Here is a 21,757-nt window from a genome sequence, read left to right on the forward strand (position 1 = left end):
GGCTAGAATCACAGGCTCGTCGGGGTGTAGCGCAGCCTGGTAGCGCATCTGCTTTGGGAGCAGAGGGTCGAAGGTTCGAATCCTTTCGCCCCGACCAACAACCAAGTGAACGCCGGCATGGACGCAAGTCTGTGCCGGCGTTTTGCTTTGCAGGGAACTTCCCTGCGCTCTCAAGCCGTCCTTGCGCGCTCGAGCACTCGCGCGGCGCGAGGCGCGCGCCGCGCCGGCTTCCTGGGCCCGAAGAGGCGGGCTGCAGCGGGCGCCGGTGCCGCCTGGAGCACCCGGTCCATCCCGCGGGAGAAATCTTGGCAAGCCAGGTTGAACTCGGCAACCGCCTGAAGGTACTCGCGACGCGCAGCCTTGGTGCTCATGGGCGGAAGGTACTCCAAATGCCGAGCCGCCACCACAGCCACTCAACTGACGGGCAACTGCTCCGGCATCGGCTCCGGCGGCGGCGATGACGGCTCCTTCTCGGCCGGCTCGCGCCCACCCAGCTCCTCGATCATCTTCTCGCCGACAGGATCCGGGCCATCCAGGGGGATCGATTCCTCGAAGCCGATCTCCGGCTCCTCGCTGGGGGTTCGGGTGGTGTTGGTGCTCATGGGATGAAACTCCATCTGAAACCGCCACCTTGGCGCCCGTAAATGCGCGGATGTCTCGGGCAAACTCCCCACCCGATGTCGGCCGCCGCCGACGCCGCGCGGCCACACCGTAAAATCGCGCACCTTCCTCACTGCCCGTAGCTCAGTTGGATAGAGCATCGGCCTTCTAAGCCGAATGTCGGGGGTTCGATCCCCTCCGGGCAGGCCAGTCGCTCCTCTTCAGACATGCCGAAACTCGATCTGAAGCGAGATCCGCGGCACCTCGCAGTCCGTGGGGGCGTAGCAACTGCACACGACGGCTCTCTCGACCTGCAATGACCCTTCGTCGAGTCTTGCGGCCCAGCGGTCCTTGTGGCTGGCCTTGACGTAACCGATCCTTCTCCAGCGGGGCAACAGCCCGAACAGCGATGGGCACCGCAGCCACGCTGCGATGGCCTCCCCATCGTGTGGGTGATCCCGTTCCCTTCGAAGGGCGACCGTCGAGCCGACTCGGCAGTGCCGCTGGATCAGTTGCGAACGGTCCTCGTAGCCGGTTGCTGCCAGCAAGACCCAAACGGTGTAAGGCGTGCCGGTCGAAACGGGCACTGCTGAAGCCCACGAAGACGCCGCTCCCGATGGCGCCCGGAAGGCTTCTGCTTTGCGTTTCAACTCGCCTCCTCCGCGATGTTGCACTGCGGCAGATTTTAGGTGCAAAGTACTATCTAAAAGCTTGATCGTCGTGTCGCGAAAACAGACGCTGCTCCGTGTCCTGGCCACCCGCGGCTACCATGCGGCAACGCAGAAGGAGTGCCGGAATGAGCGCGCAGATCCAGACGATGGTGAACACCGATGCCGCCGACCGCCTCGGCCATGGCGTGACGGAGAAGATGCCGTGACCGCCGAAGCCCATGTGAACTGGCACCCCGCCGGCTGGCGCGACCGCCCCGCTCTCCAGATGCCGGCCTACGGCGACTCTCGCGCACTGGCGCAGGTCGAGCAACGCCTGGCGTCGCTGCCGGCCCTCATCTTCCCGGGCGAGATCTCGCAGCTGCGCGAGCGCCTCGCGGCAGTGGCGCGCGGAGAAGCCTTCCTGCTGCAGGGCGGCGACTGCGCCGAAAGCTTCGAGGAGTTCGGGCACGAGCCGGTGGAGTCCACCTTCCGCGTGATCCTGCAGATGGCCGTCGTGCTGACTTATGCCGCCGCATGCCCGGTCGTGAAAGTGGGGCGCATCGCGGGGCAGTTCGCGAAGCCGCGTTCGTCCGACGTCGAGACCCTCGACGGCGTGACCCTGCCCTCCTACCGCGGGGACATCATCAACGCCAGCGAGTTCGCCCCGGCAGCCCGGCATCCCGATCCCGCCCGGCTGCTCACCGCGTATTCGCATTCCGCGGCCACGCTCAACCTCCTGCGTGCGCTGGCCCAGGGCGGCTTCGCCGATCTTCACGAGGTGCACCGCTGGACGGCGGACTTCGTGCGCTCCAGCCCCCAGGGCGAGCGCTTCGAGGAACTCGCCGAGCGGATCACGCAGTGCCTCGCCTTCATGGAAGCCTGCGGATTCGACGCCACGCGGGCGCCGCAGCTGCACGCGGTCGAGTTCTACACATCGCACGAGGCGCTGCACCTCCACTACGAAGAAGCCCTGACCCGCCTCGACGCGCGCCAGCAGCGCTGGTATGGCGGCTCGGCCCACATGCTGTGGCTCGGGGAACGCACGCGCAAGCTCTCGGGCGCCCACGTGGAATACCTGCGCGGCGTGCAGAACCCCATCGGCGTCAAGCTGGGTCCCTCCGCCACGTGCGATGACGTGCTGCGCCTGCTCGACGTGCTGGACCCGGACCAGGAACCCGGCCGCGTGGTGCTCATCACGCGCATGGGCAGTGACAAGGTGGCCGAACGACTCCCTCCCCTGCTGCAGGCGGTCAGCCGCGCCGGGCGCACGCCCGTCTGGTGCTGCGACCCGATGCACGGCAACACCGTCAGCTCCTCCACCGGCTACAAGACGCGCGACTTCGACCGCATCCTCGGCGAGGTGCGCGGCTTCTTCGCCGCGCACGCGCAGCAGGGCACCCATCCGGGCGGGCTCCATTTCGAGATGACCGGGCAGGACGTGACGGAGTGCCGCGGCGGCGCGCAGGCGCTCACCGACGAAGGCCTGTCCAGCCGCTATCGCACCGCGTGCGATCCACGCCTGAACGGATCGCAAAGCCTGGAGCTGGCCTTCCTCATCGCCGACGTCCTCAAGCGCTCGCGCGGCTAGCGCGAAGGCTGCCGGGCGGCGATTGGTGCTCGCCATGAAACACCGTGCGCCCCCCTGCGACCCTACCGGCGGCGCACGCCCGACCCTACGATCCATTCCGGCGCCCACTCCCGACTCAATGCCCCTCGAGGCGCCTGAAGGACCCACATGAAGATCGTCGCCATCGGAGGCTCCGGCCTCATCGGCAGCAAGCTCGTCAACCGGCCCAAGGCACCGCGCTGAAATGACCACGACGCCGCTGGAACCGCCGCCGGTCGATCTGCTGGACAAGTTCCACGGGCCGGACTTCCTCCCGCTCTACACCACCACGGTGAGCGTCAGCGGTGGAGAGGCAAGGCATGGGCGTGCTTCCGGCGAGGTCCGATCCGATGACGGCAGCCTCGCGCTGTCGCTCCGGCTCCCGCCCGAACTGGGCGGCCCCGGCGGCGGCACCAACCCAGAGCAGCTCTTCGCAGCGGGCTATGCGGCCTGCTTCCATGGGGCGCTCAGCCTGCTGGCCGAACGCTTGCAGATCCCCATTCAAGACTTCGTGGTTCGCGTCAACGTCGCCTTCGGGCGCGACCCGGTCGACGGCATGTTCATGGTGACGGCCGATATCCGGGTTCACTTGCCGGGGCTCGAGAAGCGTGTGGCCGAGGAACTCGTGCGCAGCGTCGAACGCATCTGCCCGTACACCAAGCTGGCGCGCCAGGGAATCCAGAGCACGGTGGCGCTCGCACCATGAACCGCGCATGGCCGCCGCGGCGGCATCGGGCTTGCCAGCATCGGGCCGGATACGGGATCATCGGACATGCTGCGCCTCTACGACAGCCTCTACTCCGGCAACTGCTGGAAAGTCCGCATCCTCTTGAACCAGCTCGAGCTTCCGTTCGAGCGCGTGACGCTCGATCTCGCCAAGGGTGAAGCCGCCGAGCCGGCCTTCCGCCGGAAGAGCCGCTTCGCACGCGTGCCGGCGCTGGAACTCGAGGACGGCCGCACCCTGGTCGAATCCGGGGCCATCCTGCTCTACCTGGCCGAGGGCACCCGCTTCATCCCCGAAGACCCGTTCCTGCGCGCGGAAATGCTGGGCTGGATGTTCTTCGAGCAGGCGGATATTCAGAAGCCCATCGCGGTACCGCGCGTGTACCACCTGCGCGGAATGGCTGCCGCCATGACGGACGACATCGCTCGATGCCACAAGGAGGGCAACGCCGTTCTCGAAAAGCTCGAGCAGTGGATCGCCCCGCGCACCTGGCTGGTCGGCGAGGCCTACACGCTCGCCGACCTCGCCGCTTCATGCTATGTGTCGCTCGCCCCCCAGGGCGGCTACGACATGGCGCGCTATCCGGCCATCCGCGCCTGGCTGGGGCGCGTCGCCGCGCAGCCCGGCTGGGTGCCGCTGCTGCCCGGCGAGTAGCCCGCGCGGCTCAGGCGGCGGCGTCGCCTGACGAGCTCGCGGGTTCGAAGATCGCGCTCATACCGCGATCGCCTCCAGGCGGCCCAGCAGTTCCTCCTTGCGATCCCGCAGCCACGGGGGCAACTGGAACTCCTCGCCGAAGTGACCGGGCTCCTCGTCGATGGCGAAGCCGATGTCGGTGGTCGCGGCTTCGAAGATCACGCCGCCCGGCATCTTGAAATACATCGAGCGGAAGTAGTTGCGGTTGACCGACTCGGAGGCATCGATGTAGCCCATGCTCATCAACTTGTCCTTGATCTGCATCTGCTGCTCCTGGCTGTCGACCGCGAATGCGACGTGGTGGATGGTCCCTTCGCCGTAGATGGACGATCCCTGCAGGCGATCCGGCTCATGGAGGAACTCGACGATGGTCCCGGGTGCCCCGTCGCTGGTCTCGAAGCGGTGGTACGGGCCCGATTCGCCCGCGTAGCGGAAGTCGATCGCTTCCTGCATGAAGGTGATCGACTCGGCCACCTCCCGCAGCGACAGCGTGATGCTGTGCACGCCACGGATGGCGAAGGCCTCGGGAATGTCGTCGGCCAGGCACGGCACGCGCGGGTCGCGGTCCGAGGCGACCAGGTCGAACTCGATCCCGCAGGGGTGATGGAAGCGCTGGCGCTCTTCGCCGAAGCGCTCCACCACCTCCTTGTCGAAGGCAATGCCGTGCGCCGCGAAGCGCGCGCGCCAGAAGTCCAGCGAGCCCTTCGGCACGGAATAGTTGATGACCCGGATCTGACCCGAGCCGCGCCGCCCCTGCACGCCCTTCTGCTTGAAGGGAAAGGAGGTGACGAGCGTGCCGGCGTCGCCCTGCGGGTTGCCGTAGTAGAGGTGATAGATCGGGTCCTCGCCGTCCAGCAGCACGGTCTTCTTGACCAGGCTCTGGCCGAGCAGCTTGACGTAGAAGTCCACGTCCTCCTGCGCACCGCTGACGCAGGCGGTCAGGTGATGAAAACCTTTGATGATCGACATTCGGGTTCCTTGTGGGTTGGGGGTCTTGATGGGCGGCATGCCCGTTCAGGCTTCGACGAAGGTGGTGAACTCCTCCACCTCGAGCTTGTGCAGCGCCATGCGGTTCTCCGGCATGCTGTTGTCCGCATAGCCGAGCGACATGCCGGCGATCACCATCTCGCCCTCGGGAATCTGAAGCTCGGCGCGAAGCACGGGGTGCTGCAGCGACCAGATCTGCTGCGGGCAGGTGTCGAGGTCGCGCCCCTTGGCAGCCAACATGATGTTCTGCAGGAAGCAGCCATAGCAGATGAAGCTGGCCCATTCCAGGCGGCGGTCCATCGTGAAGATGATCCCGACCGGCGCATCGAAGAAGAGAAACTGCCGCTCCACGTCGCGCATGCGGCCCGCCTTGTCGCTTCGATGCACGCCCTGCGCATCGCCGAGCTGGCCGCGGAAGGTGTTGAAGCGCGACGAGTACGGGTCGTGCAGCGGCTGGGGGAAGAAGGGGTACTCGGGCGCGAGCTTCTCGGGCCCGGCGCGGAAGGCCTCGACGGCCGCCGTGGTCACGCGCTCGCGCGCCTCGCCCGTGACCACGTAGCAGCGCCAGGGCTGCGTGTTGCTCGAGCTGGGGGCGTACTTCGCGACCGAGAGGATGTCCCTCACGGTCTCGAGCGGTACGGGGCGGTCGAGGAAGCCGCGCTTCGTGCGGCGCTCGCAGATCAGTTCGTCGATGAGCGAATGCATTGCAGTGTCTCCATCCGTGGTGGTGGGGGGGGTGGCGGTCGTTGGCGGGGTGCGTCGACCTGGCCAGGGAATCGTAGGAATGGCCACTGCGCTTGAGAAGCCGGCGCGCCTTGCACGCAAGGTTGCGGATTCCTGGACGATGGGCGAGAGGGGCACGCCACGGCGTATGCTCGGCACGATCCCCCTGACACGCACCGATGCTCGACCTCAAGGACGTCTACTACTTCGTACAGGTCGTCGACCGCGGCGGCTTCACCTCGGCCGGCCAGGCCTTGCGGCTGCCCAAGTCCACGCTGAGCCACCGCGTGCAGGAACTCGAGGCGTCCCTGGGCGTGCGGCTGCTCAACCGCACCTCGCGCCAGTTCGGCATGACCGACATCGGCAAGGAGTTCTACCAGTACGCCATCGCGATGCTGCGCAGCAGCGACATTGCCGAGGAGGCGATCCGTCAGCGCCTCGCCGAACCGAGCGGCGTCATCCGCATCACGACGGCCATCGAGATCGCGCAGTTCGCGCTGCGCGACCTGCTGCCGGTCTTCCTCAACCGATACCCCAAGGTCCAGATCGTCGAGATCGCGACCGACAGGCTCGTGGACATCGTCGGCGAAGGCTTCGACCTGGCCATTCGCGGGCATACGACGCCGCTGCAGAACTCGACGCTGGTCCAGCGTGCCATCGCGGGCGTGCCATGGTTCCTGTTCGCCAGCCCGGCCTACCTGGCGAAGATGAAGGAGCCCCAGCATCCGGAAGACCTCCTGCACCACGCGAGCATCTCGATCCTGCGAAACGGTCCGGTGCAGTGGCAGCTCAAGGGCCCCGGCGGCAAGGAGTTCGTCGTGCCGATGGCGCCGCGCTTCCAGAGCAACAACCTGGTGTCCCTCAAGGAAGCCGCCTGCGCCGGCCTCGGCATCGCGGCGCTGCCGGGCTACATCTGCCGCAGCGAGCTTGCGGCGAGCTCGTTGCGGCAGATCCTGCCGGGATGGATCGCGGCCGATGCCCGCCTGTCGGCGCTCATTCCCTATCGCACCGGACTGCTGCCCGCGGTGAGGTCGCTGGTGGACTTCCTGGCTGTCGAGATCCCGAAGGTCACGGACTTCGGCGGGCACTGAAGACATCGTCCAATACGCTGGACGCAGAGTCCCTGCCAGGGCATCCCCAGCCAGGCCGGATCGGCCTTATCGTCGCGCTCCTCCGACTCCACCGGATTCAGGACCGCTCACATGAACCATCTGAACTGCCTGCCGCAAGACGCGGTGTTCTGGGGCGAGAACACCCTCGCCGCTGCCCTGCCCCGCCTCGAAAGCTACGGCATCGAGCGGCCGATCGTCTTCACCGCCCCGCCCCTCGAAGCGCTGGCTCGCACCCATCTCGAACCGCACCTGAAGGACGCGGCCGGCTACTTCACCGGCCTGCCCGCGCATGTGCCCGATGTCGCGGTGCATGCGGCGCTCGAGGCCTGCCTGCGCTCGGATGCGCGTGCCATCGTGGGACTCGGCGGCGGCTCGGTGCTCGACGCGGCCAAGGCGGTCTCTCATCTTCATCACGGCCGCACCGGCAGGCATCTGCCGATCGTCGCTCTGCCCACGACACTCTCGGGCTCGGAGTTCTCGCACTACTTCGGCATCACCGAGACCGACGGACCGCAGAAATTCAAGCGCAGCTACGCCGTGCGCGAGACCACGCCGAAGCTCGTGCTCATCGACCCGCTGCTGGTGCGCGACACGCCGCGGGCGCTGCTGCTGTCCTCCGCCATCAAGGGCATCGACCATGCGGTCGAGGGCATGCGCAAGGTGGGGGCCAGCCATCCCCACGCGATCATGGCGGCGAGCGGCGTGGATCGCTTCCTCCGGGTGCTCGAGAAATGGCCCGCGAAGCTCGAGACGCGCCCGGCCCTCGAGGCGGGACTCGTCAGCGACGACGACCTGCTGGAGCTGCAGCTCGGCGCCTGGCAGTGCTACTTCTCGCCGGCCTCCGTCGTCTACGGGTTGAGCCACCGCATCGGCCACATCCTGGGCGGCAGCTTCGGCCTGCCGCACAGCGCGACCTCGTGCATCACGCTCGCGCCGGTCATCCAGGCATGTGCCGCCTTCTACGGCGACAAGCTCGAAGCCCTGTCGCCCGGCGGACCCGGAGCCGCGGCGCGGCTGGCCGAGCGCATCGCCGCCGTGGTCGCGAAGCTCGGCTTGCCGAGCCGCATCGGCGCCTTCGACCTCGACCGGGCGAAGCTGCCCGAGGTCGCCGCGCTGCTCAAGGCCAACTACCCCGAGGAAGTCGCGGACCTCGGCGGCGACGCACCCGCGCGCCTGGATGCGCTGCTGGAGCGCCTGTGGTAGCCCTCGCGCCACCGCGCGCCGCGTCGCTGCGGCAGTCGCTGGCCGATCTTGCCGGCGGCCGCATCCGCGCGAGCGAGCTCGTGCAGCACACGCTCGACAAGGCCGACGATACGCAGCGCCGGCTCAACGCCTTTGCCACCATCGCGCGCGAGCAGGCCATGGCGGCTGCGGCGGCGAGCGATCGCCGCTATGCCGAAGGCACGCAACGTCCGCTCGAAGGCCTGCCCATCGGCGTCAAGGACCTCATCGACACCCGGCGCATCGAGACGCGCTACGGATCGCCCGCCTTCATCGGCCACATCCCTTCCGCCGATGCCTGCGTCGTGCGCACGCTCGTGGAACAGGGCGCGATCGTGGTCGGCAAGACGACCACGCACGAGTTCGCCTGGGGCGTCACCACGGCGAGTGCCGCCTTCGGCGACACCCTCCACCCGCAGGACCCGCAGCGCATCCCCGGCGGCTCGAGCGGCGGCGCGGCCGTGGCGATCGCCGACGGCGTTGTGGCCGCCGGGCTCGGCACGGACACCGGCGGATCGGTGCGCATTCCCGCCGCGCTCTGCGGCGTTGCCGGCTTCAAACCGAGCTTCGGTACGCTGCCGACGCAGGGCGTCTTTCCGCTGGCTGCCAGCCTCGACCATCCGGGTTTGCTGGGCGCCGGCGTCGACGACATTCGCGTGCTGGCGGATGCGCTGGGCCTCGGTGCCGGGCCCGGCGCGACGGAGGAACTCGGTGACGCGCGCGTGGGCGTCATCTGCGCGATCGGCCCGGTGCCCGCTGCGTGTGAAATCGCCAGCGCCTTTGCGGTGGCTGCGGATTCGCTCGCATCGGCCTTCCATCTCGAAGCGCTGGACACGGCGGACCTCTTCAGCGACAGCTTCGACGCCTTCGCGCGCATCGTGCTGGCCGAAGGCGCGTTCGTCCATTTCGCGCGGAACGACCCGGACTGGATTGCGGAGCACTACGGCGCCGAAACCGTCGAGCGCCTCGCGCGCGCCAAGTCGATGCGGATGGAGGACTACGCACTGGCGCAACAGGCCCGGCGAAAGTTCGCCGCGGGCCTGGCCCGCCTCATGGCCAAGAACCGCTTCATCGTGCTGCCCACCACGCCATGCACCGCCCCGCCCATCGGCGAGGCGGAGCTGACGATCGGCGCCTGGACAGGCAGCGTGCGGCAAGCCCTGATGGCCTACACGGCGCCCTTCAATCTTGCAGGCTGCCCGGCGATCTCGATCCCGCTGCCGCGCAGCGCCGGTGCGCTTCCGGTCGGCCTCCAGATCGTTGCCCGCCCCGGCGACGATGCCGCGCTGCTGCGGATGGCCAGCCGGATGGAGCAACGGCTGCACCCCCGCACCGGGCGAATGCATTGACGCGAAATCCCGTCGCCTCCGCGACTCGATGACCTGAGCCGGCAGCCTCAGCGCCGGAGGCCCGCGCCGCTCGATTGGTGATCGAACGGCAACGCCGTGATCCCTTCCACAGGCCTACTGCATCGGGCGATGCAAACCTAGGATCTGGTCGTGCGCAATCAATGAGTGGCGCACAAATCCCCAGAGATCTCGAAAACGAGAGAGGCAAAGCCATGAGAAGTATTGCAAGACACATCGTCGCGGCACTGTTGATCGCCCCGCTCGGCGCAACCGCGCAACACGCGAGCGGGCAACATGCGGGCACGCCGAACGCGGCACAAGACATCGTCGTCAAGCAGTTGATGACCAAGGTGCTGCCGGACATTCCCGGCAAGGAAGTCCTGGCGATCACCGTGGACTACGCGCCGGGCGCCGGCGACCCCGTCCATCGCCACGATGCGCATGCCTTCGTCTACGTGCTCGAGGGCTCGATCGTCATGGGCGTCAAGGGCGGCAAGGAAGTGACCCTGAAGCCCGGCGAGACCTTCTACGAAGGCCCCGAAGACGTTCACACGGTCGGCCGCAATGCCAGCAAGACCCAGCCCGCGAAGTTCCTCGTCGTGATGGTGAAGAACAAGGGCGTCGATTTCTTCATGCCCGTGAAGTGACCGTTCCGTCCCCATGACTGCCATCGACGAAACCGCGGCCATCCTCCGCGCCACGGGCGTCTGCCAGCGCGCCGTGCGCGAGGGCGACATGGCCCCCGATGCCACTTTGCTCGACGCCTCCGGCGCGCCGGTGAAACTGTCCGGCCTGTGGCGCCGCGGGCCGCTCGTCGTGATCTTCTATCGCGGTGGTTGGTGCAGCTATTGCAATCTTCAACTGCACGAATGGCAACAGCATGCGGGCGAGTTGAAGCGACTCGGTGTCGATCTGGTCGCGATCTCCCCGCAGACGCCGGACCATTCGATCGACACGGCCGAGCGCAACGCGCTCGCCCATACGGTGCTCAGCGACTCGAGCCTGGATGCCGCCAATGGCTTCGGCATCGCCTTCACGCTGCCGCCCGAGCTGATCGACCTGTACGCATCCTCGGGCACCGACATCCCCGTCCTCAACGGCAACGGGCAGTGGGTGCTGCCGATCCCTGCGACCTACGTGGTCGACCGGGCGGGACGGATCCGCTTCGCCCATGTCGAGATGGACTATCGCGAGCGCATCGACCCCCAAAGCGTCATCGCCGTCCTCGAGCAGGCCCGCATCGGCGAGCACGGCACAACAGCGTGATTCCCGAACCCCATCTCCCTGTCGCACCATGCCGAACCTACTGCTGCAAACCACGATCGAGGGCGATCACGACGACTGGCACATCGAGCGCTTCAGTCTCTTGAAGGCCCATCTTCTGAGCCTGCGAGACGAGGATGGCCGCTTCGCTTTCCAGGTGACCGCTCGCAACCGCACGAAGCGCGGCGAGCCCGATCCCGTGCTGTCGAAGCTGCATGAAACGGAGTTCGATCAACTCTGGCTCTTCGCGGTCGACGTCGGCGATGGCCTGACGCCCCAGGATTGCGAGGGCATCGGCCGCTTCCGGCGTCGAGGCGGCTCGCTCATGGTCACGCGCGACCACATGGACCTCGGCAGCTCAATCTGCAACCTGGGCGGGGTCGGGGCTGCACACCACTTTCACAGCCTCAACTGCGAGCCGGACGAGGAGCGTCATTGCGTCGACAACCCGTTCGCCGCGAACATCTCCTGGCCCAACTACCACTCGGGCGCGAACGGCGACTACCAGCGCGTCCGAGCCGTGGGAAGCGTCCATCCGGTGATGCAGGACCAGGAGGCGGCGACCGGCGTCATCCAGTACCTGCCCTCGCATCCGCACGAAGGCGCCGTCAGCGCGCCGCTCGACGATCCGAGCGCGCGGGCCGTGATGGCGGGGCAGAGCTCGGTGTCCGGCCGGCGCTTCAACCTGGCGGTCGCCTTCGAGCGCTCCGCGCAGGGCGGACGGGCGATCGCGCAATCGACCTTTCATCACTTCGCCGACTACAACTGGGACCCTTCTGCGGGCGCTCCCTCCTTCGTGTCGGAACCCGCCGGCGACGGCATCGCCCGGTTCCCCGAGGCGCTTCGCTCGACGAAGCAGTATGTCCGCAACCTGGCCTTCTGGCTGGGCGCCTGATCCCGCACTTGCCCACCCCGCCTCGGCGTCGATGACGCCGAGGCTTTTTCGCGTGCGGCCCGCACACCTCGTTGCGGCAGCGATCGTTCGGATTTTCCGGACCGTGCGTACAAGCATTGGCGTCTTCTCAAAGCACCGGCAAGGTTTCACGATCGGGCTGCGTTCAACCCGTTCGAACGCCAACCGTTCACTGATCGATGTGGACCTGCCCGGCAGGTCGAGAAGAGGAATCCGATGACGAATCATGCCCCCCTGATGAAGATGGCCGCCGCCGCCCGCGCTGCCATCCTGGACCCGAGCCGCATCACCCTCGTGGGTGAGCAGGCGAATCCCCGCTTCGAGCTGTTCCACGCAGCGAGCTCGCTGTGCTCGCAGAAGGTGCGCACGGTGCTGTTCGAAAAGAGGCTGTCCTACCGCTCCAACGACATGCTCATCCTGGGTTCGATGGGGCGCGACGGCGTGATCCCGGCCGAACACTACAGTCCCGCCTACATCCGTCTGCGGCTGATCGCGGCGCGCGAGTCGGGCCGGCCATACGTCAACGGCTACAGCGGACGGACATCGGTCGAGACCGAAGGCTTCGATCCCTGCGTGGTGCCCTTGCTGGTCGACCACGAGACGGGCCGGGTGGTCGCTGATTCGCGGCAGATCTGCGGCTACCTCGACGCCGTGTCGCGCCAGCCGATCCAGCTGGTCCCGGACGATCCGGACACGCGCAGCGAGGTGATGCGCCAGGTCGGCATCGTCGACCGCGTACCGAACGGCGCGTTGCTGTACGGCTTTCATCCCGATGCCGACCTGCGGCCCGGTCCTCTCAAGTTGTCGATGGAGACGGTCTATGACATCAAGATCATGGCCCTGGAGCAGCTGATCGCCGCCAACGCCGGCGAGCCCGAGCTGGTGGCTGCCTATCGCGCGAAGATCGTGAAGGAAAGCGCCGGCAGGAAGCTGCGCCATGACCCGGCGTTCCAGCGTGCCGCCCGCGATCGACTGGGCGAGCTCTTGCAAGATCTCGAGCGCGATCTGGCTTCGAAGTCCTTCTCCTGCCTGGACGGAAACTCCTTCTCGCTCGCCGATGCGTTCTGGGGCGTCAACCTCGTTCGCCTGAACTATCTCGGCCTGTCCTCGATGTGGAGCGCGCTTGCGCATGTGCGGCGCTACTTCGAGGCGCTCGCCAGGCGGCCCTCCCTGTGCAAGGAAGTGATCCAGGCATCGGTGAACTCGATGCCGCCCTCGACCTACATGAATGCCATCTCCGAATGCCCCGCCGGGGTTGCCGCGTGATGAACGTCCACACAACCAGGAGACACGACATGAGCGAAACCCTTCAGAACAACGAGAGCACGGCAGCAGCCGGGCAGACCCCCTACAGCGCGTGGATCCAGACAGACGTGCTGCACTCGCTGCAACGCACGGTCAGCGATCATCCCGGCGAGCATGCCTGGATCGTTCACGTGCAGGTGTCGGAGCTCTACTGGATGCTCATCATCAAGGAGATCCAGACGGCGCAGCGCTGCCTTCGCGCCAACGACCTGGCCCAGGCCTTGCGCACTTTGCTGCGCATCGTTGCCCATCAAGCGCCGCTCGACGCGATCTGGCGCTCGATCGCATGGATGACCCCCAACGACCTGCTGGCCATTCTTTCGCGTGCGGCTGCCACGCACGGCAAGGACACGGCCCTGCAGGGATGGACCTACAGGCACATGGCCTACCTGCTGGGGATCAAGCAGGCGGAGCATCTGCAGCATTTCGTCCCGCAGCCCCAGCGCTGGGCGCAGCTGCGCAAGGCGCTGGCCGAGCCGAGCCTCTATGACGACGTCCTCGCCTATCTCGGCCGCATCGGCATGGCCGTTCCGAGCGCGATGCTCGAGCGCGACCTCGCTGCGCCCTACAGCCCCAGCAAGGAGATCGAGCAGGTCTGGCGCGACATCTACGCGGACCCGGACGCCAACATCGAGCTCCAGCAGCTCGGCGAGACGCTGGCCGACATCGCGGAAGGATTCGCTCACTGGAAGTACCGCCACCTGATGGCCACGCGCCGGACCTTCGGCGCCAGGCCGGCGTACTTCGGCACCGAAGGCGTCGCGTGGCTGCTGCCCACGATGGACGAGATTCCGTTTCCCGAACTCTGGTCGGCCCGCACCTTCATCGGCAATCCGGCGTCAGCTTCGCAGACGGCGGTTTGTCCGCACATGCACAAGCGCTGACGCATCGAATGGTGCGCGACGCGCAACACGGCGACGCCTTCCACAGGGCTACCGCCGCGGAGGGCCGAAACCTACGATGGATCCGCTATCGCGATCTTCGCCAGCGAGTCCCTCGGCCGCTCTGAGGCCGGTCACCGGAAGCATTCAGGAGTCATCACCATGAAGCCACGTCTCAACTACATGCAGCAGTCGCCCGAGCTCTTCAAGAGGTTCGTCGGGTTCAGCCAGGCCGTGCACGACGGCGCCATCGAGCCCTCGATCCAGGAGCTCATCGCGCTGCGCGCATCGCAGCTCAACGGCTGCGCCTTCTGCGTCGACATGCACGTCAAGCAGGCCAGGATCAACGGCGAGCGCGAACTGCGCCTGCACCACGTCGCCTCCTGGCGCGAGTCGACCCTGTTCAACCCGCGCGAGCGCGCCGCGCTGGCATGGACCGAGATCCTCACCAAGCTGCCCGAGCAAGGCGTGCCCGACGACATCTACGACCGCGTGCGCACGCAGCTGTCCGAGAAGGAGCTGACGGACCTGACGTTCGTCGTGATGAGCATCAATGCATGGAATCGCGTGAACATCGCCTTCCAGATGGTGCCCGGATCGTCGGACAAGGCCTTCGGCCTCGACAAGGCGCAGCTCGCCTGAGCGCTTCGAGAAGCCAAGCGCCGCGTGGCTTCAGCCGCGGGGCGCTTTTGCGTTGAAGTCCGTCAGGCACTGAAGGTCGGACGCCCGGATCTTCGTCGTCATGAAGTCGATGAAGACGCGCATGCGCGAAGGCAGGTGCTGCCGGCTCAGGTAGCAGATGTAGTGGCCGCAGTCCTCGGGGGCATGCTGCGCCAGGCAGGAAACGATCGCGCCGGAGCGCAGCGAATCGCAGGCCAGGTAGCCGGCCACCTGGGCCACGCCGTGGCCGTCGAGCACGGCCTGCAGCACCAGGTCGGGGTCGTTGTAGCTGACCTTGGCTTGCGGCAGAAATCTGCGCAGCTGCCCGTCCACCTTGAACTCCCACTCGAAGATCCGGCCCGACGAAGAGCGGTAGTTGATGCATTGATGATGGAGCAGCTCTTCCACCGTCTGGGGCAGTCCATGGGCTTCCTGGTATTGGCGGGAGGCGCAGACCAGCATCTGCATGGGGATGATCTGCTTCGCGATGATCTGGGCGTCTTCCATGCGTCCGTTGCGAAATGCGATGTCCACGCCGTCCGAGATGAAGTCGATCGGCTTGTCGTCGAGCAGCAGGTCGATCGACACCTCCGGGTATTCGGCCCGGAACTCGCCGAGCAGCGGCGCCACCACCCTCCGGCCGAAGCCGACCCCTGCACTGATGCGCAGATGCCCGCGGGGCGGCCCCTGCCGGAGGTCCCGGATTTCTTCGAGGGCCCGAACGATCCGGTCCACCCCCGTGTGGCAGTTGGCATAGAAGAGGTCGCCTTCGCGGGTCAGGGTGGTGCTGCGGGTGGTCCGAAGGAAGAGCCGGACGTTCAACTGGTCCTCGAGCTTCTGGACGCTGCGGCTCACCGCGGAGCGGCCGACACCCAGGCGTTCGGCGGCCCGGGCGAAGCTGCCTTCCGTGACCACGGCAATGAAGGCGACGACCCCCGCATAGCTCGTGGCAAAGCTGGAGGCCAGGCCATCCGCGCGCAGCGTGAGGGGAGCGGAACCAGAGCAGCCGACGGTAGAGGATGTCATGGGAGCAGATCCTTGATGGGAAGAGGTGTCCCGCCCGGCACGTGGCGGTGCGACGCAGCACCACGCCGGGCGATCGTGGCATGCGTGCTGCGGATCACGCGATGAGCTCGACGCGCGGAAACGCGTACTCGCGCCCCATCAGCGCACGGGCGAAGAAGTAGTTGTTGCGCGCCCGTTCGCTGAGGCGGTCGAGATCGACCTCGCCTTGCGCATTGCAAGGGAAAGCCCATCCGCGGCCCTGCCTGTGCAGAGACTGGAAGCGCAACTCGTAGTGCACGCCCCGGATACTCATGATGGCTTCCATGTTCTGCTCCTGCAGCTCGATGAGACTTCAGTGTCTGCCCCGGATGTAGCCAGACGATGTCGGGATGGCGACCGCGCTTGTCAGGTGTCATGACTGCATGGCGCGCGCCCCCCGGGGCAGCGGCCGGCCGCCCTGCCGTGGTGCGCGCATTCGTGTCCGTTGACACACAACGTGGCGCCACTGACACATTGCCGTGCGCCGCCCGGGATGCAATGGTCTCGGGCTCAATTGACGAAAGCGCGGCGGCCGGCCTTCCAGCCATGACCACGGAAAGCACTCCGAGCAGCAGGCTGCTCTTGATCATCGAAACGGACGACCTCATCCGCGAGTTGCTCGTGCGCTGGCTGACCGAGGCGGGCTACTCGGTCGCGGCGAATGATTCGCAGACGAACGGCATCGCGCTGGTGATCGCGGATGTCCCGAACCCGGCGCAGGCCGGTGCTGCGTTGCGGGCGCTCCATGCCCGCCACGGCGCCCCCATCCTCGCCACGTCGGGGCGCTTCAGGCGGGCCCCCGCGGCCTCGGAGGACGCGGCGCGGCGGCTCGGCGTCGCCAAGGTGCTGCCGAAGCCCTTTACCTGCGCGGAACTTCTCGCGGCGGTCGACCAGTGCCTGGACGGCCGCTGAGCGGGTCGCCCTAGCGCAGGATCTCGACCTTCGGAAGGAAGGTGTAGCCGGCGCCGCGTTCGGTGCGGATCATGGGAGGCTGGCCCTGCGGCTCCAGCTTGCGGCGCAGCCGGCCGACCTGCACGTCGATGGAACGGTCATAGACCTCGTCGTCGTGAAGGCGCGAGAGCTCGAGCAGCTGGGCGCGCGTCAGCACGCGCTGCGGCGCACCCAGGAAGGCCGCGAGCAGGTTGTACTCGCCGTTGGACAAGCTCACCACGTCCCCTTGCGGCGAGGACAGCCTGCGCAAGCCCACGTTGAGCTCCCACCCGGCGAAGCGGTAGGCGCGGGCACCGGCCTCGCGCCTGGCCCCGTCCGCATGCATCTTCGTGCGGCGCAGCAAGGCACGAACCCGGGCCAGCAGCTCGCGCGGCGAGAAGGGCTTGGTCAGGTAGTCGTCGGCGCCCAGCTCGAGCGCCATCACGCGGTCGGCCTCGTGGCTCCTTCCGGTGATCACGATGATGGCCAGGTCGGATTGCTCGCGCAGCCGCCGCGCGATCTGGATGCCGTCCTCGTCCGGCAGGCGGACGTCGAGGACCAGCAGGTCGATCGCGGCGCGGGTCAGGACTTCCGCCATTTCCGCGCCGGTGGCGACCGCGCTGACCTTGTAGTCGTAGTCGCCGAGAAAGTCGACCAGCATCTGGCGTATCGACGGATCGTCATCGACCACGAGCACATGCGGTGCCGCTCCGGGCGTGGGCAGTTCCATACGCTTTCCTTCGTCGTCAGGCGCTGGCCCAGAGGCCGGACCGGCAGTTTAATTGCCGGCATCGGGCCTGTCACGATACCGCCGGTCAGCCCCCTTGCGCCACGGAGACGCTTGCCGCAGCCTGGGGCCGCTCAACGCTCGCTTCGGCGGGATGCGCCGACGCCGAGCGGTCATGGTTGACGAACAGCACCGCGATCATGCCGATGACGGCGGGAATCGCAATGGCCATGAAGTTCTGCTGCAGCGGCAGGTTCATGCCCACCAGCGTGCCGATCAGGATCGGCGCCAGGATCGCGCCGCTGCGGCCGACGCCCAAGGCCCACCCGAGACCGGTGGAGCGCACCGCCATCGGATAGAACTGGCCGGTGTAGGCGTTGGCCACGATCTGCGTGCCGATCGTCGATGCGCCGGCCAGGCCCACGAGGACGAACAGCACCGGCGTCGGCATCTTGTAGCCGAGCAGCGTCAGGGAGACGGCGGCCAAGGCATACATCCCAGCCAGCACGTACTTGATGTGGAACCTGTCGGCGAGCCAGCCGCCGAGGATCGCGCCGGCCATGGCGCCCACGTTCAGCACCAGCACGAAGGTCAGCGCCGAACCCAGGCTGTAGCCGGCGCTGGCCATCAGCTTCGTCAGCCAGGAACTCAGCGCGAACACCATGAACAGGCACATGAAGAACGCGATCCAGAACATCACCGTGCTGAACGCGCGGCCTTCGGCGAAGAGGTGCTTGATGGGCGCGCTGTCGGCCTTGTCTTCGGCCGGCACGGCGAAGCGGTCGCTGGCCAGCGGCTTGTAGCTCGGGTCGAGCTTCGAGGCGATCGTCTTCAGCGCTTCGGTTCGGCCCTTGGCCAGCAGGAAGGGCATCGATTCCGGAAGCGACTTCAGGATGACCGGAATCAGGAGCACCGGCAGGCCCGCCGCGAAGAACACCGATTGCCAACCGTAGGCCTCGATGAAGCTCTTGCCCAGGATCGCCGCGATGATCCCCCCGACGGCATAGCCGCTGAACATCAGCGTCACCAGCGTGGCGCGGATCTTCTTGGGCGAGTATTCGGTCATGTGCGCCACCACGTTCGGCATCACGCCGCCGATGCCGAGCCCGGCGAGGAAGCGCATCGCGCCGAAGGTGATGGGGTCCTTGGCCAGGCCGGCGGCGGCCGTGAAGATGCTGAACAGCGCCACGCAGATGACGATGGCCCAGCGGCGGCCGATCCTGTCGGCAATGGTGCCCAGGAAGATGGCGCCGAACATCATGCCGAACAACGCCGAGCTCACCATGAAGCCCGCATGCGTCGCATCGACGCCCATGTTCTTCATGATCGACGGCAGCGCGATGCCCACCACCGACAGGTCATAGCCGTCGAACACGATGATCAGTGCGCACCAGAAGAGCACGAGCCCGTGGAAGCGGTTGAAGCGGGCATCGTCGGCCAGCTTGTGAAGGTCGATTTGGCGCATGACTCTCTTGTCTCCGGTCGAAGGGGGGAAGAACGCCTTCGATGATGCGAAGCTTGGCCTGCCGGGTCCAACGCATTTTTCGGATAGGGCCTATGAGGCCTGTGAATGTTGGGGAGGGTCTTCCACCACGCCGGCCGTGACGGCCCGCTCCTCCATGCGCTTTTCGAATGCGCGCTATCACCGATCTTCGTTGGACCGTGCCTCCAGGCCCTCGTAGATTCACCGACGAGGCAAGCGCCGGTGTGGCACTGCCATGAAGACAAAGGAAACGGACATGCAAGGAAAGATCGGCCTCGAGGAGCACTTCGCGATTCCCGAGACGTTGCAGGATTCGGCGGGCTTCGTGCCCGGCGACTACTGGAGGGAGCTGAGCAGCCGCCTCCTCGATATCCACGAAGGCCGGCTGCGCCAGATGGACGCGCACGGCATGGAGATGATGATCCTCTCGCTGAACGCGCCTGCCGTCCAGGCGGTGCCCGATCCAAAGAAAGCCTGCGAGCTCGCCGTCCGCGCCAACGACTTCCTGGCCGAGCAGGTGGCGAGGCGGCCCGATCGCTTCCAGGCCTTCGCCGCCTTGCCCATGCAGGACCCTGACCAGGCGACCCGGGAACTCGAACGCTGCATGACCGAGCTCGGCTTCCGCGGTGCGCTGGTCAACGGGTTCTCGCAGGTCGGCACGCCCGACAACGCCGTCTACTACGACGCACCGCAGTACGCCTCCTTCTGGGCTGCGGTGGAGCGGCTCGACGCGCCCTTCTACCTGCATCCGCGCAATCCCCTGGCGAGCTGGGCGCAGATCTACGAAGGCCACCCGTGGCTGCTCGGGCCCACGTGGGCCTTTGCACAGGAGACCGCCGTCCACGCCCTGCGCCTCATGGCGAGCGGCCTCTTCGATCGCCATCCGGGTCTCAAGATCATCCTGGGCCACCTGGGCGAAGGCCTGCCCTACAACATGTGGCGCGTCGATCACCGCAATGCCTGGGTCCAGGCGCCCAAGGGCTATCCGGCCAAGCGCAAGCTCTGCGACTACTTCCACGAGAACTTCTACCTCACCACCTCCGGCAACTTCCGCACCCAGACGCTGATCGACGCGATGCTCGAGGTGGGATCGGACCGGATTCTGTTCTCGACCGACTGGCCCTTCGAGAACGTCGACCATGCATCGGACTGGTTCAACGACGCGAGCATCAGCGAGGCCGACCGGCGCAAGATCGGCCGGACGAACGCGCTGTCGCTGTTCAAGCTGGATCGGTCCTGAGAGGTTCCTGGCGTGCGCCTTCTGCGCCCTGCGCCTCGGGCGTGCGGCGCGATCGTTCGTGGAACAGACCGAAGATCAGCTCCCGCAGCCAGCGAGTGCCGCTGTCCTGATGGAATCGCTCGTGCCACTGCTGGCGAATCTCGAAGGGCGCGACCTCGAAGGGCGCCTCGACGGCGTGCAAGTCCACGCGGGAGGCCACCATCGCCTTGGCGAGCCGCGCCGGCACGGTCAGCAGCAAGCCCGACGCGGCGACGATCGCCGACAGGCCCAGCGAGTGGGCGGCCGTCAGGACCACCCGGCGCTGATCGAGCGCCCCCGCGCGATTCAAGGTCTGCTGAAGCTGCGTATCGGTCGTTCCGTGAGGCCGGTACGCGATGTGTTCCGCCGCGAGGTAGTCGCCCAGCTCGATGCGCTCGCGCGAACCCAGGCGGGACGCCTTGGACATCAGCACGACGAAGGTCTCGTCGAACAGCCGCTGCTGGTAGAACGCGGGGCCCATCGGTTCCCAGCTGCCCAGCGCGATGTCGATCTGTCCGTGAAGCATGCGCTGCCGGGCATCGGCCACGGAGACATCCACCGTTTCGAAGCGAACGCCGGGCGCGATGCCGCGTGCGACCGAGAGCAGCTCCGGCATCATGACCAGTTGCCCGATGTCGTTGACGGCAATGCGGAAGATGCGGTTGGTCGTCTCCGGCTCGAAGGTCCGGCCCTGGTCGACGGCCTGCATCAGGCAGGCGATGCCTTCCTCGATGGGCGCGACCAGGCGCTCGGCCACGGGCGTGGGGACCATCCCGTCGGCCGAGCGCACGAACAGCGCATCGTTGAAGCGTTCGCGCATGCGCTTGAGGGCGTTGCTCACCGCGGACTGCGTCATGCCGAGGCGGTCGCCGGCGAGCGTGACGCTGCGCGTGGCGTAGATCGCCTGGAACACCAGGAATAGATTGAGGTCGATGGAGTTGATGTTCACCGCGCCGTCTCCGTTCTTCTCTTTCGCCGACCCGATGCGGATCGGCAGTGCGCGAGCTCACTCGCGGTCCAGCACCGCCAGGTTGTCGTAGACCATCCGGAGCATGTCGCGCAGGGACTCGGCTTGCGCAGGGCTCAGGCCGGACAGCGATACGCGCTCGTACAACTGCGCCAGGGGAATGATGCGCAGCGTCAGATCGCGCCCCGCCTCGGTCAGGCTCAGGGCAAGCGCGCGGGCATCCGCGTCCGATCGGTCGCGCACCAGCACGCCGCGCTGCAGAAGACCGTCGACCACGCGGGACAGCGTGGAAGCCTCGGTCGATGTGTGCAGCGCGAGTTCGGAGAGCCGCTGATGCGCCTGGTGGTGCAGCGCGACGCAGACCCGCCACTCGGTGAGCGAGAGGCTGAACTGCTTGAGCTCCCTGCTGAAGGACTGCCCCATCCGCGTGCCTGCACGTGCAAGCAAGTACGGGATGGCCCGCTCGAGGTCGTGATTTGCAATTTTGTCTGCAACTGCAGTCGATTCAGGGGACTCCTCGGCGCGTGCCCTGCGTTGCTCCAGGGACACCACCGCGGATGTTTTTCGCTTGGCCATGACGGATCTTACAAGCGAATCATGTCACCGATATGGCGTAAACCCTAGGCATTTATTAATTGCATTTGCAAATGTATTGCGCTTC

General features: G+C 66.9%; 23 protein-coding genes and 2 tRNA genes. 16 read left to right on the forward strand and 9 right to left on the reverse strand.

What is annotated here, in order from left to right; genetic code table 11:
* The first annotated feature begins 20 nt into the window (after window positions 1–20).
* Window positions 21–97, forward strand: a tRNA-Pro gene (locus AC3A6X_RS00365).
* Between the two features lie 316 nt (window positions 98–413).
* On the opposite strand, the gene AC3A6X_RS00370 is transcribed toward AC3A6X_RS00365, so the two are convergent.
* The gene (locus AC3A6X_RS00370) at window positions 414–602 is read right to left on the reverse strand and encodes a hypothetical protein (RefSeq protein WP_146162941.1); all 189 of its coding nucleotides are present in this window, start codon (window positions 600–602) and stop codon (window positions 414–416) included.
* A gap of 131 nt (window positions 603–733) precedes the next feature.
* Here AC3A6X_RS00370 and AC3A6X_RS00375 point away from each other — a divergent pair.
* From AC3A6X_RS00375 to AC3A6X_RS00390, 4 genes are all read left to right on the forward strand, one after another.
* Window positions 734–810: transfer RNA gene (locus AC3A6X_RS00375), tRNA-Arg, on the forward strand.
* Window positions 811–1,473: 663 nt separating this feature from the next.
* Complete coding sequence (locus AC3A6X_RS00380; RefSeq protein ID WP_487840315.1) at window positions 1,474–2,838, forward strand: class II 3-deoxy-7-phosphoheptulonate synthase; 1,365 nt, start codon at window positions 1,474–1,476, stop codon at window positions 2,836–2,838.
* Between the two features lie 223 nt (window positions 2,839–3,061).
* Window positions 3,062–3,562 (forward strand): Ohr family peroxiredoxin, encoded by a 501-nt coding sequence (locus AC3A6X_RS00385; RefSeq protein WP_487840316.1) that lies wholly within the window; start codon window positions 3,062–3,064, stop codon window positions 3,560–3,562.
* A 66-nt stretch (window positions 3,563–3,628) separates the two neighbouring features.
* On the forward strand, window positions 3,629–4,234 hold the full coding sequence (locus AC3A6X_RS00390) for a glutathione S-transferase family protein (protein WP_487840317.1): 606 nt from the start codon (window positions 3,629–3,631) through the stop codon (window positions 4,232–4,234).
* Between the two features lie 57 nt (window positions 4,235–4,291).
* Here the strand turns inward: AC3A6X_RS00390 and AC3A6X_RS00395 are convergent, their stop codons facing one another.
* Both AC3A6X_RS00395 and AC3A6X_RS00400 read right to left on the reverse strand, forming a co-directional pair.
* On the reverse strand, window positions 4,292–5,242 hold the full coding sequence (locus tag AC3A6X_RS00395) for a ring-cleaving dioxygenase (RefSeq protein ID WP_487840318.1): 951 nt from the start codon (window positions 5,240–5,242) through the stop codon (window positions 4,292–4,294).
* Window positions 5,243–5,287: 45 nt separating this feature from the next.
* Entirely contained in the window at window positions 5,288–5,965 is a 678-nt protein-coding gene (locus AC3A6X_RS00400; RefSeq protein WP_487840319.1) for a nitroreductase, read from the reverse strand.
* 197 nt (window positions 5,966–6,162) lie between these two features.
* Between AC3A6X_RS00400 and AC3A6X_RS00405 the strand changes: the two genes are divergently transcribed.
* The 9 genes from AC3A6X_RS00405 to AC3A6X_RS00445 all read left to right on the forward strand — a co-directional run bounded on the left by AC3A6X_RS00405 (window position 6,163) and on the right by AC3A6X_RS00445 (window position 14,669).
* Window positions 6,163–7,074, forward strand: a complete 912-nt coding sequence (locus AC3A6X_RS00405) for a LysR substrate-binding domain-containing protein (RefSeq protein ID WP_309961062.1) — start codon at window positions 6,163–6,165, stop codon at window positions 7,072–7,074.
* A 111-nt stretch (window positions 7,075–7,185) separates the two neighbouring features.
* The gene (locus tag AC3A6X_RS00410; RefSeq protein WP_487840320.1) at window positions 7,186–8,298 is read left to right on the forward strand and encodes an iron-containing alcohol dehydrogenase; all 1,113 of its coding nucleotides are present in this window, start codon (window positions 7,186–7,188) and stop codon (window positions 8,296–8,298) included.
* Entirely contained in the window at window positions 8,292–9,665 is a 1,374-nt protein-coding gene (locus AC3A6X_RS00415; RefSeq protein WP_487840321.1) for an amidase, read from the forward strand. Before AC3A6X_RS00410 ends, AC3A6X_RS00415 begins: the two co-directional genes overlap by 7 nt.
* Before the next feature lie 212 nt (window positions 9,666–9,877).
* On the forward strand, window positions 9,878–10,312 hold the full coding sequence (locus tag AC3A6X_RS00420; RefSeq protein ID WP_487840322.1) for a cupin domain-containing protein: 435 nt from the start codon (window positions 9,878–9,880) through the stop codon (window positions 10,310–10,312).
* Between the two features lie 13 nt (window positions 10,313–10,325).
* Window positions 10,326–10,931, forward strand: a complete 606-nt coding sequence (locus tag AC3A6X_RS00425; protein WP_487840323.1) for a peroxiredoxin-like family protein — start codon at window positions 10,326–10,328, stop codon at window positions 10,929–10,931.
* A 28-nt stretch (window positions 10,932–10,959) separates the two neighbouring features.
* Complete coding sequence (locus AC3A6X_RS00430; protein WP_487840324.1) at window positions 10,960–11,823, forward strand: hypothetical protein; 864 nt, start codon at window positions 10,960–10,962, stop codon at window positions 11,821–11,823.
* Between the two features lie 234 nt (window positions 11,824–12,057).
* The gene (locus AC3A6X_RS00435) at window positions 12,058–13,107 is read left to right on the forward strand and encodes a glutathione S-transferase family protein (protein ID WP_487840325.1); all 1,050 of its coding nucleotides are present in this window, start codon (window positions 12,058–12,060) and stop codon (window positions 13,105–13,107) included.
* A gap of 29 nt (window positions 13,108–13,136) precedes the next feature.
* Window positions 13,137–14,030, forward strand: coding sequence for a tryptophan 2,3-dioxygenase (locus AC3A6X_RS00440; RefSeq protein WP_487840326.1), 894 nt, complete (start codon window positions 13,137–13,139; stop codon window positions 14,028–14,030).
* A 159-nt stretch (window positions 14,031–14,189) separates the two neighbouring features.
* The gene (locus AC3A6X_RS00445) at window positions 14,190–14,669 is read left to right on the forward strand and encodes a carboxymuconolactone decarboxylase family protein (protein ID WP_487840327.1); all 480 of its coding nucleotides are present in this window, start codon (window positions 14,190–14,192) and stop codon (window positions 14,667–14,669) included.
* 30 nt (window positions 14,670–14,699) lie between these two features.
* Here AC3A6X_RS00445 and AC3A6X_RS00450 read toward each other — a convergent pair whose 3' ends face one another.
* Together AC3A6X_RS00450 and AC3A6X_RS00455 are read right to left on the reverse strand one after the other, a co-directional pair.
* Entirely contained in the window at window positions 14,700–15,713 is a 1,014-nt protein-coding gene (locus AC3A6X_RS00450; protein ID WP_487840328.1) for a LysR family transcriptional regulator, read from the reverse strand.
* 94 nt (window positions 15,714–15,807) lie between these two features.
* On the reverse strand, window positions 15,808–16,017 hold the full coding sequence (locus AC3A6X_RS00455) for a hypothetical protein (RefSeq protein WP_487840329.1): 210 nt from the start codon (window positions 16,015–16,017) through the stop codon (window positions 15,808–15,810).
* A gap of 296 nt (window positions 16,018–16,313) precedes the next feature.
* Here AC3A6X_RS00455 and AC3A6X_RS00460 point away from each other — a divergent pair, with 296 nt between their 5' ends.
* A complete protein-coding gene (locus AC3A6X_RS00460; RefSeq protein ID WP_487840330.1) occupies window positions 16,314–16,643 on the forward strand; it encodes a response regulator in 330 nt (109 codons plus the stop codon).
* Window positions 16,644–16,653: 10 nt separating this feature from the next.
* On the opposite strand, the gene AC3A6X_RS00465 is transcribed toward AC3A6X_RS00460, so the two are convergent.
* Window positions 16,654–17,391, reverse strand: coding sequence for a response regulator (locus AC3A6X_RS00465; protein ID WP_487840331.1), 738 nt, complete (start codon window positions 17,389–17,391; stop codon window positions 16,654–16,656).
* Between the two features lie 85 nt (window positions 17,392–17,476).
* Window positions 17,477–18,853 carry an MFS transporter gene (locus AC3A6X_RS00470; RefSeq protein ID WP_487840332.1) on the reverse strand — a complete coding sequence of 459 codons (1,377 nt, stop codon included), beginning with the start codon at window positions 18,851–18,853 and terminating at the stop codon, window positions 17,477–17,479.
* Between the two features lie 274 nt (window positions 18,854–19,127).
* Here AC3A6X_RS00470 and AC3A6X_RS00475 point away from each other — a divergent pair, with 274 nt between their 5' ends.
* Window positions 19,128–20,111, forward strand: coding sequence for an amidohydrolase family protein (locus AC3A6X_RS00475; protein ID WP_487840333.1), 984 nt, complete (start codon window positions 19,128–19,130; stop codon window positions 20,109–20,111).
* Here the strand turns inward: AC3A6X_RS00475 and AC3A6X_RS00480 are convergent.
* Entirely contained in the window at window positions 20,092–21,078 is a 987-nt protein-coding gene (locus AC3A6X_RS00480) for a LysR family transcriptional regulator (protein ID WP_487840334.1), read from the reverse strand. The genes AC3A6X_RS00475 and AC3A6X_RS00480 overlap by 20 nt on opposite strands.
* 57 nt (window positions 21,079–21,135) lie before the next feature.
* On the reverse strand, window positions 21,136–21,543 hold the full coding sequence (locus AC3A6X_RS00485; protein ID WP_487840335.1) for a MarR family winged helix-turn-helix transcriptional regulator: 408 nt from the start codon (window positions 21,541–21,543) through the stop codon (window positions 21,136–21,138).
* Window positions 21,544–21,757: the final 214 nt, after the last annotated feature.

The sequence above is a fragment of the Variovorax sp. Soil_C_12 genome (assembly GCF_057657375.1).